Source organism: Roseburia porci (genome assembly GCF_009695765.1).
Lineage (GTDB): Bacteria > Bacillota > Clostridia > Lachnospirales > Lachnospiraceae > Roseburia > Roseburia porci.
The window spans coordinates 218,675-234,886 of sequence record NZ_VUNI01000002.1 but is presented as its reverse complement, the minus strand read 5'-3'; the positions used below and the strand labels follow the sequence as shown (position 1 = coordinate 234,886).

The 16,212-nt window shown below is 43.3% G+C and carries 13 protein-coding genes and 1 riboswitch; of the genes, 1 reads left to right on the top strand and 12 read right to left on the bottom strand.

Annotated elements, in window-relative coordinates; all coding sequences use genetic code 11:
• Window positions 1–94: 94 nt before the first annotated feature.
• The 4 genes from FYJ75_RS02540 to metK all read right to left on the bottom strand — a co-directional run bounded on the left by FYJ75_RS02540 (window position 95) and on the right by metK (window position 4,106).
• The gene (locus FYJ75_RS02540; protein WP_154428504.1) at window positions 95–388 is read right to left on the bottom strand and encodes a hypothetical protein; all 294 of its coding nucleotides are present in this window, start codon (window positions 386–388) and stop codon (window positions 95–97) included.
• 195 nt (window positions 389–583) lie between these two features.
• Window positions 584–1,273, bottom strand: a complete 690-nt coding sequence (locus FYJ75_RS02535; RefSeq protein ID WP_154428502.1) for a response regulator transcription factor — start codon at window positions 1,271–1,273, stop codon at window positions 584–586.
• The gene (locus tag FYJ75_RS02530) at window positions 1,251–2,753 is read right to left on the bottom strand and encodes a sensor histidine kinase (protein WP_154428500.1); all 1,503 of its coding nucleotides are present in this window, start codon (window positions 2,751–2,753) and stop codon (window positions 1,251–1,253) included. The genes FYJ75_RS02535 and FYJ75_RS02530 overlap by 23 nt, the downstream gene beginning before the upstream one ends.
• 171 nt (window positions 2,754–2,924) lie before the next feature.
• Window positions 2,925–4,106: a methionine adenosyltransferase gene (gene metK, locus FYJ75_RS02525; protein WP_154428498.1), complete on the bottom strand. Its 1,182-nt coding sequence runs from the start codon at window positions 4,104–4,106 to the stop codon at window positions 2,925–2,927.
• 86 nt (window positions 4,107–4,192) lie between these two features.
• Window positions 4,193–4,294: riboswitch (SAM riboswitch) on the bottom strand.
• A 204-nt stretch (window positions 4,295–4,498) separates the two neighbouring features.
• On the opposite strand from metK, the gene FYJ75_RS02520 reads away from it, so the two are divergent.
• Complete coding sequence (locus tag FYJ75_RS02520; RefSeq protein WP_154428496.1) at window positions 4,499–5,626, top strand: HD-GYP domain-containing protein; 1,128 nt, start codon at window positions 4,499–4,501, stop codon at window positions 5,624–5,626.
• A 74-nt stretch (window positions 5,627–5,700) separates the two neighbouring features.
• Here FYJ75_RS02520 and FYJ75_RS02515 read toward each other — a convergent pair whose 3' ends face one another.
• The 8 genes from FYJ75_RS02515 to FYJ75_RS02480 form a co-directional block, all read right to left on the bottom strand.
• Window positions 5,701–7,002, bottom strand: a complete 1,302-nt coding sequence (locus tag FYJ75_RS02515; protein ID WP_154428494.1) for a UDP-N-acetylglucosamine 1-carboxyvinyltransferase — start codon at window positions 7,000–7,002, stop codon at window positions 5,701–5,703.
• Window positions 7,003–7,135: 133 nt separating this feature from the next.
• The gene (locus FYJ75_RS02510) at window positions 7,136–7,669 is read right to left on the bottom strand and encodes a shikimate kinase (protein ID WP_154428492.1); all 534 of its coding nucleotides are present in this window, start codon (window positions 7,667–7,669) and stop codon (window positions 7,136–7,138) included.
• A gap of 90 nt (window positions 7,670–7,759) precedes the next feature.
• Window positions 7,760–8,869: a peptidyl-prolyl cis-trans isomerase gene (locus FYJ75_RS02505; RefSeq protein WP_154428490.1), complete on the bottom strand. Its 1,110-nt coding sequence runs from the start codon at window positions 8,867–8,869 to the stop codon at window positions 7,760–7,762.
• 43 nt (window positions 8,870–8,912) lie between these two features.
• On the bottom strand, window positions 8,913–12,464 hold the full coding sequence (gene mfd / locus FYJ75_RS02500) for a transcription-repair coupling factor (protein WP_328596837.1): 3,552 nt from the start codon (window positions 12,462–12,464) through the stop codon (window positions 8,913–8,915).
• A 236-nt stretch (window positions 12,465–12,700) separates the two neighbouring features.
• Complete coding sequence (gene pth, locus FYJ75_RS02495) at window positions 12,701–13,270, bottom strand: aminoacyl-tRNA hydrolase (protein ID WP_154428488.1); 570 nt, start codon at window positions 13,268–13,270, stop codon at window positions 12,701–12,703.
• Between the two features lie 206 nt (window positions 13,271–13,476).
• Window positions 13,477–13,752, bottom strand: a complete 276-nt coding sequence (gene spoVG / locus FYJ75_RS02490; RefSeq protein ID WP_154428486.1) for a septation regulator SpoVG — start codon at window positions 13,750–13,752, stop codon at window positions 13,477–13,479.
• A gap of 26 nt (window positions 13,753–13,778) precedes the next feature.
• Window positions 13,779–14,894 carry a glucose-1-phosphate adenylyltransferase subunit GlgD gene (gene glgD / locus FYJ75_RS02485; RefSeq protein ID WP_154428484.1) on the bottom strand — a complete coding sequence of 372 codons (1,116 nt, stop codon included), beginning with the start codon at window positions 14,892–14,894 and terminating at the stop codon, window positions 13,779–13,781.
• Window positions 14,891–16,165, bottom strand: a complete 1,275-nt coding sequence (locus tag FYJ75_RS02480) for a glucose-1-phosphate adenylyltransferase (protein WP_456300123.1) — start codon at window positions 16,163–16,165, stop codon at window positions 14,891–14,893. The genes glgD and FYJ75_RS02480 overlap by 4 nt, the downstream gene beginning before the upstream one ends.
• Window positions 16,166–16,212: the final 47 nt, after the last annotated feature.

The window sequence follows — 16,212 nt, the reverse complement described above, 5'->3', positions numbered from 1 at the left end:
CTCCTTTGTTAAAATGGTTTCTAGTCAATTCCATTATACCAAACAGAACAGGTTTATGCCTTTTTTATTGGCTGAAATATTGAATTTTCAAGGTTCAACACATCGTATCGGTGTGGGAAGTTTTAGTAACTAAGCTTTCCCACTGATTTCGTATCTTGTCAATATCCCCCTGTGTAGCCACTAAATCCTTTGCAAACCAGTCGGAAAATCCGCGGATCACTGTTGCACTGGCCAGTTCTCCCTTACTAAGTCCGCCCATACCATCACACACCAATGCCATGAGAATTGTTTTGTCCTTTAACAGAGCCTTTTTGATACAAAGACTATCCTGATTTACCCTTTTTTTTATTCCTGCATCAGTACAATAACTTGTAATATATGTGTCCATCTTCTTAAACCCCTTGAAATTAATCCTAATTTGTGAATTTATGCCCACAATAGAATACACCATTTGCTTTATCATTGCAATGCTTTATCATGATGCTATAGGAAGTCAAAAAAGAAGCAATTGTCCTGAAAACAATTGCTTCCTTTTTGAAGAATTTTGAAAAATTAGTTTTGCGTGATACACAGCAACAAAGCCCTACAGCTTGAACCGATATCCTACACCCCAGATTGTTTCTATATACTGCGGTTTGGCGGTATTCATTTCGATTTTCTCACGGATTTTCTTGATGTGGACTGTTACCGTTGCAATGTCTCCGATTGATTCCATATCCCAGATTTCACGGAAAAGTTCCTCCTTCGTGAATACATGGTTCGGATTCTCTGCAAGGAATGTCAGAAGGTCAAATTCCTTGGTCGTAAACTGTTTCTCTTCCCCATTGACCCAGACACGTCTTGCGGTCTTGTCGATCTTGATTCCACGGATCTCGATAATGTCATTTTCAACCGTGTTGCTTCCGATCAGACGCTCATATCTTGCAAGGTGTGCTTTTACCCTTGCCACAAGTTCACTTGGAGAAAATGGTTTGGTCACATAATCATCTGCGCCAAGTCCGAGTCCACGGATCTTGTCGATGTCATCTTTTTTGGCTGAAACCATAAGGATCGGTGTATTCTTTTTCTCACGGATCTGTTTACAGATCTCAAATCCATCAATGCCCGGAAGCATCAGATCCAGTATAAACAGGTCAAATTCCTCCGCTAATGCTCTTGCAAGTCCTGATGTTCCATCATTCTCAATCTCTACTTCAAAGCCGCTCAGTTCCAGATAATCCTTTTCCAGATCTGCAATAGCAACCTCATCCTCAACGATCAATATTCTGCTCATTTGGTACCTCCTGATATTTGCGAATTACAAAATACATAATTGTTCCTGTATCTTCTTTGCTGGTAGCCCAGATTTTGCCGCCGTGATCTTCGATGATCTTCTTCACGATCGACAGCCCGATGCCACTGCCTCCGGTGGCGGAATTACGTGATGCATCGGCACGGTAGAACCTGTCAAAAATATATGGAAGGTCTTTCTGTGCGATTCCTCTTCCGTTGTCTTCGATCTCCACCTGGATAAAATCTCCGACATCCTTAATTCGGATATTGATAAAACCTTTTGTTTTATTCATGTATTTTACAGAATTGCCGATGATGTTATTCACAACACGGCGCAGCTGCTCCGGATCTGCAATGATCTCCACATCGCTGTCCGCATAATTATAATAAGCCAGTCCGATGCCTTTTGCTTCCAGATCCAGACCGATCTCTTCTACACAGTCGTTAAAATACTCCGCAACGTTAATTTTTGCAAAATTATACGGGATACGGTTCGTATCGATCTTGGAATAAAGCGTCAGTTCATTGATCAGTGTGTCCATCTCATTGGCTTTGTTGTAGATCGTACGGACATACTTATCCACTTTTTCCGGTGTATTGGCAACACCATCGATAATTCCCTCGGAATATCCTTTTACCGCAGTGATCGGGGTCTTCAGATCATGTGCAATATTACTAACCAGGGCACGGCTTTCTTTTTCGTTGTTCAGTTTCTCCTCTGCGTTGTCTTTCAGACGCTGACGCATTTTCTCAAAAGTAACACAAAGCTCTCCGATCTCATCATCTGCTGTTGCATCAATCGTAAAATCCAGATTGCCATCACGAATATTCTCTGCTGCAACCTGAAGCTTCCGGATCGGTGTGATCATGCTTCGGTAAACCCAGACCGTAAGCATGCATGCGGTCAGTACCAGTATCAGAAGAATCGAGATCATCGCATCCACAAGCAGCTGCTTGACCTCTGGAACCACGCTCTTGGTCGAAGTAATGATAAACGCACTTCCATTGTTATCATCCGTAAACTGAAAATCCACCTGTTTTACAAGGATCTCATCATCTGCATCGATATATGTTCCGGTCTGCGAATCTGCCTCTGTTGTGCCATAATCCGGCAGAAAATCAAGTACATCCTGATTATCCCTGCCACCATTATAAATGATTTTATTTCCTTTTCGCACGATCAGATAAGAACATTTCTGATCCAGCTGTGCATTCAGGTCATTCTGATAAGCGGCCTCCTCAAAAGAATCCGGATCATTCTTTGAGGTTGTCTGCATCTTTTCGTAATCCGCTGCTGTATACCGGTTCAAAAGCTGGACCGAATTGGTCAGGCTGTAGGATGTGCTTCCCTTCAATCCATAGTTCTGCTCGATTGCTTTCACCTGAAAATTCCAAAATCCATATACAACAAGCAACATAAGGAAAATCGGCACAAAAATGATTATGCAAAAGGAAATCATGAGTTTGGTTTTAACTTTCATGTTTCGTCTCCCCTATATCTGTTATAGAAAAAAGCCATAGAGCCTGACATGCCTATGCATATCGTAAGCTCTATGGCTATTATACCATGAAACAGATATTTACTAATGGAATATCTCTAATAATATTCTAAAATTTCTGTAAACTGGTTACATTTTCTATGTATACGATCATTACAGATATTTCTTTAATGTGTCAGCCTTATCGGTTGCTTCCCATGGAAGGTTCAGATCGGTACGTCCGAAATGTCCGTATGCTGCTGTTCCTCTGTAGATTGGTCTTCTTAAATCAAGCATTTTGATGATTCCAGCTGGACGAAGATCAAAGTTCTCACGAACGATCTCAACAAGCTTCTCATCTGAAAGCTTTCCTGTTCCAAATGTATCTACCATGATGGATGTTGGCTGTGCTACACCGATCGCATAAGAGAGCTGGATCTCACATTTCTCTGCAAGTCCTGCTGCAACGATGTTCTTTGCAACATAACGTGCTGCATATGCTGCAGAACGGTCAACCTTTGTGCAGTCTTTTCCGGAGAAAGCTCCGCCGCCGTGACGGGCATATCCACCGTAGGTGTCTACGATGATCTTACGTCCTGTCAGACCAGCATCACCGTGTGGTCCACCGATTACGAAACGTCCGGTTGGGTTGATGAAAAATTTGGTATCTGCATCAATCAGTTCTGTTGGAAGAATTGGATCAAATACGTATTTTTTGATATCCTCATGGATCTGCTCCTGAGTTACATCCTCATCATGCTGTGTAGATAATACAACTGCCTCTAATCTCTTTGGCTTACCATTCTCATCATACTCAACAGAAACCTGTGTTTTTCCGTCTGGTCTTAAATAGCTTAAAGTTCCGTCTTTACGAACATTTGTAAGCTGTAATGCAAGTTTGTGTGCTAATGAGATTGGATATGGCATCAGTTCCGGTGTCTCGTTGGTTGCATATCCGAACATCATACCCTGATCTCCGGCTCCGGTATCCAGATCATCCTTCAGTTCGCCTTCTCTTGCTTCTAACGCTTTATCAACGCCCATTGCGATATCTGCAGACTGCTGATCTAAAGCTACCATAACTGCACAGGTATTGCCGTCAAAACCTGTTTTTGCATCATTATAACCGATCTCGTTTACAGTTTTACGTACGATTGCAGGAATATCTAACTGTGCCTTTGTAGTAATCTCACCAGTAACAAGTACAAATCCTGTACAGCTTGCTGCCTCACATGCAACACGGCTCATTGGATCCTGTTCCATACATGCATCAAGAATCGCATCAGAGATGGCATCGCACATTTTGTCCGGATGTCCTTCTGTTACGGATTCCGATGTAAATAATAATTTTTCCATCATTTGTCTCCTCTCAATTTGACAATTTTCCTATAAATTAAAAAATCCGCTTGATAAGCGGACCAAATTATAAAGATAATCAAATCCTCTTATTGTTCGATTACTCGCTCAGGTTGGCACCTTCCTGTCTCAGACGGGGTTGCCGTGACTTCATAGATCCTTTGTATCTCCATCACTCTGAATAAGAGAAAAGCTACAATATTGAATTTTCAAATCTCCATCGCATACATTACACCTATTTATATGCCTTGTCAACCCTAATATTCTACAATTGAGAAACTATTTCATTGACTTTCCTGCTTTACAATTTTATACTTAAAAGATGATGAAAGGATTCATCACAAACGCAATTTTCACTTTACATACAGCCTATGTACGAGGAGACATAATTTATGAAAATATACTCTGCAGAGCAGCTTAAACCAGGGATGACAACAGCTGCACGCGTAGAAACCGAAAATGGTCAGATTCTTGTATTGGAAAATACGGAGCTTACATCCCGTCTGATCAATCGTATCCGTTTTTATCGGATTCCAGAAATTGCAATCGTGGAAGAAGAGAATAACGAATCAGCCGAGCCAAATGAACCGGCTGCAGCTCCGGCTCCTCAGCCAAAGGCCGAGACCGGTCTTTTACAGAATTCCACTTTTTCACAGAAAATGAAACAGTCTGTTGCCTTCAAACATCAGCAGATTGATTATCTTTTCCTTACCGAGAAATTAAAATCCTGTCTTCAGGATATCGTTCATAATAACTCTGACGTAAATTTCGACGAACTTTTAAGTCTGACATCCGAACTTTTCCGTTCCAAAAAGACTGCGATCGAATTATTTGATTTTCTCTACAGTGTCAGAGGTGTCAACGATTCCGTTTATGCGCACAGTCTTAACGTTGCCATGATCTCCCGCATGATCGGAAGATGGCTGCACATGGATTCTCATGATCTGGATGTGCTCATGCTCGCAGGACTGCTTCACGATATCGGAAAGCTTCTGATTCCGGAAGAGATCTTAAATAAACCGGGCAAACTTACCGACGAAGAATTCCAGGAGATTAAAAAGCATCCGCGTTACGGATACGATATCCTGAAAAACCAGAATATTGATTCCCGTATTAAAAAAGCGGCTCTGATGCATCATGAACGCTGTGACGGCTCTGGATATCCATCCGGGCTGACAGAAGACACGATCGATTCTTTTGCCCAGATCATTGCTATTGCCGATGTCTATGACGCCATGACTGCTGCAAGATCCTACCGTTCGCCAATGTGTCCGTTCCAGGTAATCGGATGTTTCGAGAAAGAAGGCTTCCAGAAATACCACACCCGTTATATTCTGACCTTCCTGCAACATATTGCTTCCACTTATCAGAACTGCCGTGCGATTTTAAACGATGGCCGTGCATGTAATATCATTATGCTGAACAACAGTGCTTTATCTCAGCCAATTGTACAGCTCGATGATAATACCTGTATTGATCTTTCTACCCAGTCATCGCTCTATATTACAGCTTTGATCTAATATGAAATATCCGCACAGCAAAAAAGGATGCATCCTGTAACTCACAGGAATGCATCCTTTTATTTTATTTTGATTTAAGATACCTTCAGAATAAACTTCTGTAATTCTTTCTCCGAGGAAACTTTCTCTATACTCGCTCCAAGTGCTCTGAGCTTGCGATCCAGATCTTCGTATCCACGTTCAATGTAATAAATATCATCGACGATCGTAATGCCTTCTGCTGACAGACCCGCAATGACAAGTGCTGCTCCGGCTCTTAAATCCGGTGCGTTGACTCTTGCTCCGGTATATTTGTTCACACCACCGATGATTGCGATGTTGCTCTCTACTTTGATGTTGGCTCCCATGCGGGTAAGCTCATCGACATATTTAAAACGATTCTCAAAAATGCTCTCGGTCACTGTGCTGGTTCCTTCTGCGATTCCCAGTACAACTGCCATCTGTGGCTGCATATCGGTTGGAAATCCCGGATAAGGAAGTGTCGTAACCTGAGTATGCTGAAGATGCATTGGTGCTTTCGGTGCGATCACACGTACTGCATCATCCATTTCTTCTACTTCACATCCGACCTCAACAAGCTTTGCACTTGTTGCTTCCAGATGCTTTGGAATGACGTTCTTTACAACAATATCTCCACCGGTCGCTGCAGCAGCAAACATAAATGTTCCTGCTTCGATCTGATCCGGAATTACGGAATATTCCGTCTTATGAAGCTTCTCAACACCGACAATACGGATCACATCGGTTCCCGCACCACGGATATTGGCTCCCATGCTGTTTAAGAAGTTGGCAACATCTACCACGTGTGGCTCTTTGGCCGCATTCTCAATGACCGTCTTCCCCTCTGCCATTGCTGCTGCCATCATGATGTTGATGGTTGCTCCGACAGATACTTTATCCAGATAAATATGTGTTCCGTTCAGCTGTTTTGCTCTGGCTGTTACATGTCCATAAGCGATATCAACATCCGCGCCCATTGCACGAAATCCTTTGATATGAAGGTCAATCGGGCGGCTTCCGATGTCACATCCACCAGGAAGCGCTACCTCTGCACGCTTATACTTTCCAAGCAGTGCTCCGATCAGATAATAAGACGCTCTGATCTTACGGATAAATTCATTGTCCACGACTACATCACGGATAAATGATCCGTTGATCTTTACTTTGTGTACATCGATGCGCTCTACATGCGCTCCGATCTCTTCGATTGCCTGTAAAAGGACGTTAATGTCCCTGACATTTGGTAAATTATCTATTGTAACGGTCTCATCCGTCATAATTGCAGCCGCTAAAATAGCAAGCGCTGCGTTTTTCGCACCACCAATCTCAACTTCGCCACGTAATGGATGCCCACCTTTGATTACGTACTGTTCCATATCACACCTCAATGATCTATATACAAACGGGCCTGCGCCCTCAACAAAATTATCTTTACGAACAAGTAATTATACAAGAAATAAATAGCGTTTGTCAAGGCAACCACACTGGAAATCGCCTTCTTTATTTATACTATTCGTATTTTTGTTTATTGTTATTCAAAAACTGTAATTTTTCAATGAGTTTTTCAACAGTTTGTTCAACGTTTAAGTTCTCTTCTGACACACGTACATGCGCATATTTTTCGTAAAGAGGTGTACGCTCCAGATACAGGTCATGCAGTGTCTGTCCATCTCTTAAAACAACCCCTCTGCCCTTGATATCTGCAAGACGTTTTTCCAGGATCTCGTATGGCACTTCGAGATATACGACCGTGCCGATGTCACGCAGATGTTCCATTGCTTCTTTCCCGTATACCACGCTTCCGCCAGTTGCAATGATCGTATGCTCTGCCTCGATTCCGGCATTGACACGGTTTTCGACTTCAATGAATCCATCCGTTCCAACTTCCTCGATGATCTCACACAAAAGCTTTCCTTCCTGCTCCTGAATCACAAGATCTGCATCTACAAACTGATAGCCCAGCACTTTCGCCAGAATTACTCCTACTGTACTCTTGCCGACTCCCGGCATTCCGATCAAAACAATATTATTGTGTCCTTCCATTTTATCCCTTTCTCTTTCTGCATTGTAAAAGGCGCAGCATAATTTATGCTACGCCTTTTATGATAACGATTCTCGTATAGACTTGCAATATTAATTTGCACTTTCTGTGCCATCAATTGTTTCAGATGCGCCGCTTTCTGTTGTTGCTTCTGTTCCTGCGGTATCACCCTGTGACGGTTCTTCCGTCTCTGTTGATTCAGTCTGCTGTGTGAGTGAGTTCGTAAATTTGATCTTTGCAACGACTTTATCTTTTACTTTCCACTCAGCATCCTCTTCCCATTTGGAAAGTGTATCATTGTACAATGTATCTTTACGGTCTTTCAGAATGTCCTCGCGGTTCTTCTGTGTGGCTTCCTCATCATGGTCACTGTCAATACGCACAATGTAAAGTGCCTTATCGGTTGTGATCAGATCCGAGATCTCGCCTTCTTTTAATCCATCCATCGCGGTCTTCACATCGGAATCCAGATTACTGTCATCGGAATCATAGGTTCCTGTACTTACGGAAAAACCATACTGTTCTGCAACAGATTCCAGATCGGATGGCTGCTCAATCGCAGCTGCAACATCCTGTGCTTTCTGTGTCAGTTCTGCTTTCTGATCATCGGTATACTCTGTATACTGATAACTGCTGTCATAGGTTCCGTCTGTCGGAATCTTAAGCATGGAATATGCTCTCATGTTTGCTTCGTCATCCGAAATGTCTGTATCTACATCTGCAACGATCGCATCATACATTTTATCCTTGATCGTGTAAAGTGTAAGTACTTCCTCAACGATATCCTGTGTTGCTCCCATCTCCTCTAATGCATCCTTGCTGTTTGCATCCATAAAAGCTGTGGCTGCATCTGTGATGCTCTGTTTCTCATCATCTGAGATCGTCACCCCGTAATCGTCCATGTGAAGCTGAAGTGTGTACATTTCCTGCAGACTCTTCATAAGCTGGGACTTGGTTGTATCCTCAAGTGTAGAGCCATCTCCGTAAAGATCCTTGCTCCATACTTCATCCCCAAAATAGCTTTTATAGGCATCTTCCAGTCTTGCCTGCTGATATCTGCACATAAAGTTGGCAACTCCGAGTTTGATTTCCTGATCTCCAAGTGTTGCAACTGTTTCGTTTTTATTTAATGCACAGCCGGTAAATGCAGTTGTGCAAAGAACCCCCGCCAACAGCAGTGCTGCAAATCTTTTTATCTTCATATATCCTCCTAAGTATCTCCCGAATAGTCCGGAGCATTGTCTGCTATATTATAGTGCTTTTTTCGCTATCTAGCAAGATTTTTATTTGCATATCAGACAGCAGCTTCTCTAAGATTACAAGGACATCCTGTGTCTTTTCCCTCGAATTACCTTTCAATATATAGGAAAAATATGGATTTTTGGTGTCCATGGTAAACTTCAAAAACGGCGCATATGCTTCCAGCAGTTCCGGGATCTTTGCAGGGTCAACCTTTGCTTTTTCATACATTGTAAGCTTCAGTTCGTTGCCTTTTTGCACGATATCGGACACGTATACGCTGTGTGCTTTTGCCTTCAGTCTTGCGATCGTAAGCAGGTTCTGAACCGATTTCGGCGGCTCTCCAAAGCGGTCGATCAGCTCCTCCAGCATTTCCTCGGATTCCTCCATGGTCTCCACACCGGCGATCCGCTTGTAGATATCCAGCTTCTGAAGCTCGTTTGCGATATATGTGGACGGAATAAAAGCGTTGGTTTCCACATCCACAGAGGTGTCGAATTTTTCTGCCGGTGCGATTCCTTTTGCCTCTTTTACTGCTTCATTTAGCATTTTACAGTACAGGTCGTAGCCGACCGCCTCCATGTGTCCACTCTGCTCTGCGCCAAGAAGATTGCCCGCGCCGCGGATCTCCAGATCCCGCATTGCAATTTTAAAACCACTTCCCAGTTCGGTATACTCTTTGATCGCTGCAAGTCGTTTTTCCGCAACTTCCTTTAACATCTTGTTTCTGCGATACATCAGGAACGCATACGCAGTCCGGTTCGATCTTCCGACACGTCCACGCAGCTGGTAAAGCTGGGATAACCCCATGTTATCCGCATCATGGATGATCATGGTATTGACATTGGAGATGTCCAGTCCGGTCTCAATGATCGTCGTTGAAACCAGAACATCGATCTCTCCATTAATAAAGCTGTACATGATCCGTTCCAGCTCCGTCTCCTTCATCTGTCCGTGTGCAAATGCAACGTTTGCCTCAGGGACAAGCTGCTGGATTCTCTGTGTTACCTCATCAATATCCCGCACTTTATTGTATACATAATACACTTGTCCCTCGCGCGCCAGTTCCCTGGTGATTGCTTCCCGGACAAGCTCATCGTTATATTCCATAACATACGTCTGGATCGGGACACGGTCCATCGGCGGTTCCTCAAGAACACTCATATCACGGATTCCGATCAGGCTCATATGCAGGGTACGTGGAATCGGTGTTGCAGTCAGTGTAAGCACATCCACATTTGTTTTCAACTGCTTGATCTTCTCCTTATGTGCAACGCCGAAACGCTGTTCCTCATCGATGATCAACAGTCCAAGATCTTTAAATGTCACATCTTTGGAAAGCACTCTGTGTGTTCCTACTATGATGTCTACCTGTCCTTTTTTCACGCCCTCGATGGTCTTTTTCTGTTCTGCTGCAGACCGGAAGCGGCAGAGCAGGTCCACCGTTACCGGGAAATCCTTCATCCGCTGTGAGAAGTTATTATACACCTGCTGGGCAAGGATCGTGGTCGGAACCAGGTAAACGACCTGCTTGTTTTCCTGAACTGCTTTAAAAGCCGCGCGGATGGCGATCTCCGTTTTGCCATAGCCGACGTCTCCGCAGATCAGACGGTCCATGATCTTGCTGCTTTCCATGTCCTTTTTGGTTTCCTCGATGGCGATCTCCTGATCCTCGGTCTCCTCAAACGGGAAAAGTTCCTCAAATTCACGCTGCCATACGGTGTCCGGGCCATAAACATAGCCCTGCTGCTTTTCCCTTGCCGCATACAGTTTTACAAGATCCTGTGCGATCTCTTTCACAGCACCGCGGACACGGTTTTTCGTGCGTCCCCACTCCTGTCCGCCAAGCTTGTTTAATTTCGGTCTTTTGGCGTCTTTTCCGGCGTATTTCTGGATCTGCTCCAGCTGTGTCGCCAGAATATAAAGGTTGGAGCCACCCGAATATTCAATCTTGATATAATCTTTCACGGTTTTGTCGACTTCGATCTTTTCGATTCCTCGATAGATTCCAAGTCCGTGATTTTCATGAACGACATAATCGCCTACGCTTAAATCCGTAAAACTCTGGATTTTTTCTCCTTCGTAGGTACGGCGGCGCTTCTTCTTTTTCTTTTCTGAGCCGAAAATATCAGTCTCTGTGATGACAACGAACTGCAGGATCGGATATTCAAAGCCTTTGTGGATCTTACCATAGCACACCATGATTTCCCCTGGTTGTACGATATGGTCATAGTCCTCCGTATAAAAAGCTGAAAGTTCTTCATTTCTCAGGTCTTCTGCAAGTCTTTTCGCTCTTGTTCTGGAGCCGGAAAGCAGGATCGTCTTATAACCGTTCTTCCGATATTGCTTCAGGTCTTTGACAAGGAGATCAAAGCTGTTATTGTACGGATTGACATTTTTGCCGTGGATCGTATACTGTCCAATGTTCTTCATCCCGTTTGTTTTCATATCCAGCGCGTTGAGTGCCAGACATGGATAACGTTCGAGTGTTCCAAGAATCTCTTTTATGCCAAAGAGTTCTTTCATCTGTCCGGGGAGAATATATCCTTTCTCCAGGCGCTGTTTCATGCTTTCCGAAAATTCTGTTTCTGTCTGGCGTCCTCGTTCCACGCTGCGGCTCATCTCATCAAAAAAGACAATCGTATCATTTTTATCGAAATAATCCAAAAGTCCGTTCCGTTCCCCACAAAAATAGGATAAAAAAGCATCCATTCCGGTGCACATGGAGAGTTCCCCCCATTCTTCCGCCAGTTCGTCCACCATGGAAGTTGTGCGGTATGCTTCTTCCGTTTTCATATCTTTCCGAAGCTGATCTGCTGCTTTCTTCGCCTCTTTCCGTATCTTATCGATTCCGGCATTTTTCTGTTCTTCAGTCAGAACAAGCTCACATGCGGGATAAACCGTCAGTTCCTCCATAAGTTCTATGGATCTCTGGCTCTCGGTATCAAACGAGCGCAGTGTGTCTACCTCATCTCCCCACATCTCGATACGCACCGGATTTTCCTCCGTCAGCGGGAAAATATCAAGGATTCCTCCTCTTAAGGCAAACTGCCCCATGGTCTCAACCTGATATTCCTTTTCGTATCCCATGCGCACCAGCTGCGCAGTGATCTTTTTCAGATCCAGAATATCCCCGGAATGAATTGTAAGCACGCTGTCCCACATGTTCTGCGGAGGTGCCATCGTGTTCATCAGCGCATCAAAGGTTGTGATCAGTGTGACCTGCTTTTTCTCATGAATTGCCTTGAGCGCATTGACCCGCTCTGCCGTAAGCAGATTCCCGCGGATATCGGACTGATAAAAAAGCACATCTTTCGCCGGATAATATACCGCATCCGGATCAAAAAAGCTGTAATCCTCATACAATTCTTTGGCTCTTTGCTCATGAAAAGTAACAATGATCTTATTTTTCAGACCATTGTCCATCGCATAGATCATATGTGGTTTTTGTGCATCCGTACACCCTGAGACCGTGATCACACCACGTTCCTTTTCCAGAGTGTCCGCCATCTCCTGAAACCCTTGCAGTTCCTGAAGTGGTTCCAAAAAAGCTTTCACGTTCTTTCCTCCTGTTATTTTTATCAGACATTTGCGAAACTCTTACAAACAACTTATTTTGGCACGAACTGCGAATACAAATAATCTCAGGCACGTTCTCGCTGCTCATCGCTGGCAGCGGATACGTAAGCGACCAAAGTACGGTCGCTAAGTACCGGCTGCTCTGAAGCACCTGCGAGTTATTTGTATTCGCAGTTCATGCTCAATATATGCTTCAAGAGTTTCGCAATTGTCTGTTATTTTTTTCCATTAAAATTGTTCATGGCCTGGTCGATGTCCCCACGCAGAATCATGCCTGCTGCTGCGATTGCATCCTGAATGGCAGACTCAACGAGCTTACGGTCTTCCTCTGAGAATCGTCCGAGCACGTGATCTGCGAGATCCCATCCTTCCGGTTTTGCACCAACGCCGACTTTGATCCTCATGAAATTCTGTGTTCCGGCGTGCGCTATGATGTTCTTGATTCCATTGTGCCCGCCTGCACTTCCTTTTTTGCGGATACGGATATGTCCCGGGTCAAGACTGATGTCATCAAATATGACAAGCATCTCTGTTTCCGGGTCCATTTTATAGAAATTCAGTGCTTCTATTACACTTTCCCCGCTCAGATTCATATAGGTCAGTGGCTTTAAAAGCATAACCTTCGTGCCATCAATGACACCTGTTCCGCACAGACCTTTGTGCTTTTTCTCGGTTATACTGATATTATATTTATCTGCAAGAGCATCAATGACATCAAAACCGATATTGTGTCTTGTATGCTCATATTTCTTATCCGGATTACCAAGTCCCACGATTAAAAACATACTTCTTACCTCTTTATCTGTTTTCCACAATGACATTTATATAGTTTTCACAATGCCTGTGTTTTTTATCAGTATAGCGGATTTTTCCATATATCTCAATGAAACTTTCCTATAAAGCCGAAAAAGGGAGCGGCCTCCTTTCGGAGTCCGCTCCATGTAAAAACCATATGAAATTATACATTGTGTGCCTGCAGTGGCTGCCTGCATCATACCTCTTCAGGTACGGATGCCAGTTCTTCCTGATATTTATTGAGAATCAGTGTCTGAATCCTCTCTCTTGTACCGGAATTAATTGGATGAGCAATATCCCGGTATTCTCCATCTGCTGCCTTTCTGCTCGGCATCGCAATGAATAATCCTTTTTCCCCCTCAATCACTTTAATGTCATGAACAACAAACTCATCGTCAATCGTAATTGAAACTACGGCTTTCATTTTGCCCTCTTTATCCACCTTACGGATACGTACATCTGTTATCTGCATGTCCTTTCAGCCTCCTCACTTAATGTCTAAAGCATGTAACGTTCATTCTCCTCGGAAACAATCTTAATACCATTCTCTCCGCAATAATACGTATTTGCTTTTAATGTACCCCTGCTTTCCACAATACAATTTTCCACATGGGTATTATCCCCAATGTATGCGTCATTTAAAATGATAGAATTCTTAATTACGCAATTCTTTCCAATAAATACTTTTTTGAACAGGATGGAATTCTCAACTTTACTGTTGATAATGCATCCGCTGGCGATCAGGCTGTTGGATACATCAGACCCTGTATTATATTTAGCTGGTGGAAGATCATCCACTTTGGAATGGATCTTCGGCTCAGCACGGAAATAACTTCTTACTTCCGGATTCAAAAAGTCCATATTGGTCTGATAATAAGAATCTACACTTGCAATATTGCTCCAATACTCGTTTGTCTTGTAAGCATAAATTCTCTTAATGTTCTTATATCGGATCAGAACATCATTGACAAAATCGAAACGATTCTCTTCTGCCGCTTTCTCGAGTATCTCGATCAGCTGTCTTCTTCGGATTACATAAACACCTGTAGAAATGGTGTTGGACTGAGCCATCAGTGGTTTCTCTTCAAAATCGATGATTCTGGAATCTTCATTCATACGAATGACACCAAAACGGCTTACGTCACTTCCAACCGGCATATCTTTGCATGCGATCGTGATATCTGCTTTCTTCTCGATATGATAATCTAGGATCTTGTTGTAATCCATCTTGTATACACAATCGCCATTGGTGATGATGACATATGGCTCGTGACGTTTCTTCAGGAAATCAATGTTCTGATACATTGCATCTGCTGTACCACGATACCAGTCACTGTTCTCTGCTGTCACAGTTGGAGTAAACAGGAACAGACCTCCCTGTTTACGACCGAAATCCCACCACTTGGAAGAACTCAGATGTTCATTCAGAGAACGTGCATTATACTGTGTCAGCACTGCTACTGTCTGTACATGGGAATTGCTCATATTGCTTAATGCAAAATCAATACAACGGAAACTTCCGCCTACCGGCATTGCTGCAATTGCACGTTTTCTTGATAATTCTTTCATGCGGTTGCTGTTACCGCCAGCTAAAATAATACCTACTGCCTTCATTTTCTGTCACCTGCCTTAATAATCACTTCGCCGCTTGCCAGATTACCATCCGGATAATCCGCTTTTTCTGTCACACCTGAGATTGCTGTATTCTTGCCGATCTTAACTCCTTCCGGAATCACAGAAGCTTCTCCGACTGTTACAAGTCCAAATGAATAAATGCTTGCATTCAGTTTATTCGGAGCTTCCTCTCCTGTTCCAAGAACTGCGCCATCTTTAATCTCGCATTTTTCAGCGACAATGGATTTATCAATCGTGACATGATCTCCGATCATCGTATCCTGCATAACGATCGAATCACGGATCACGGTACCTTTGCCAATATGTACATTCGGGCCGATTACGGAATTCTCTACATCTCCGTATACTTCTGCCCCTTCCCCGATAATACTTCTCTCAACATGAGCTTCCGAAGCAATATACTGTGGTTCAATGCTGTCTGATTTGGTGTAAATCTTCCAGTACTCTTCATATAAATTGAATTCCGGAATCAGATCGATCAGTTCCATATTGGCTTCCCAATAAGAACCAAGTGTTCCTACATCCTTCCAGTATCCGTTAAATTCATATGCGAAAAGACGTTTCTTATTCTCAAAGCAGTATGGAATAATATGTTTACCGAAATCGCATCCATTCTGATCTTTCATGGCGATCAACGCATCACGCAATACCGGCCATGAGAAAATGTAGATACCCATAGAAGCGAGGTTGCTTCTCGGATGCTCCGGTTTCTCTTCAAATTCCATGATCTTTTTTTCCTCATCTGCAATCACAATACCGAAACGGGATGCTTCTTCCATCGGAACCGGCATCGTAGCAATCGTTACATCTGCATTGTTCTCTTTATGGAAATCAAGCATAACCTCATAATCCATCTTGTAAATATGATCTCCGGAAAGAATCAGAACATAATCCGGATTATACTGTTCCATATAACGTATATTCTGATAAATTGCATTCGCAGTTCCGGAATACCATTCACTGTTGTTGCTTCTTTCGTACGGTGGAAGTACGGTAACTCCACCATTGTTGCGATCGAGATCCCACGGAATACCAATCCCAATATGTGTATTCAGTCTGAGTGGCTGATATTGAGTCAGCACCCCGACCGTGTCGATTCCCGAATTAATACAGTTGCTTAACGGGAAATCAATGATTCGATATTTGCCGCCAAACGCAACTGCCGGCTTCGCAACATCAGCCGTCAGAACACCAAGTCTGCTGCCTTGACCGCCTGCTAACAGCATAGCTATCATTTCTTTCTTCATCACGTCAATCACTCCTCGTCTGTTCATGTTTTTGGGTAATTAAATTATAG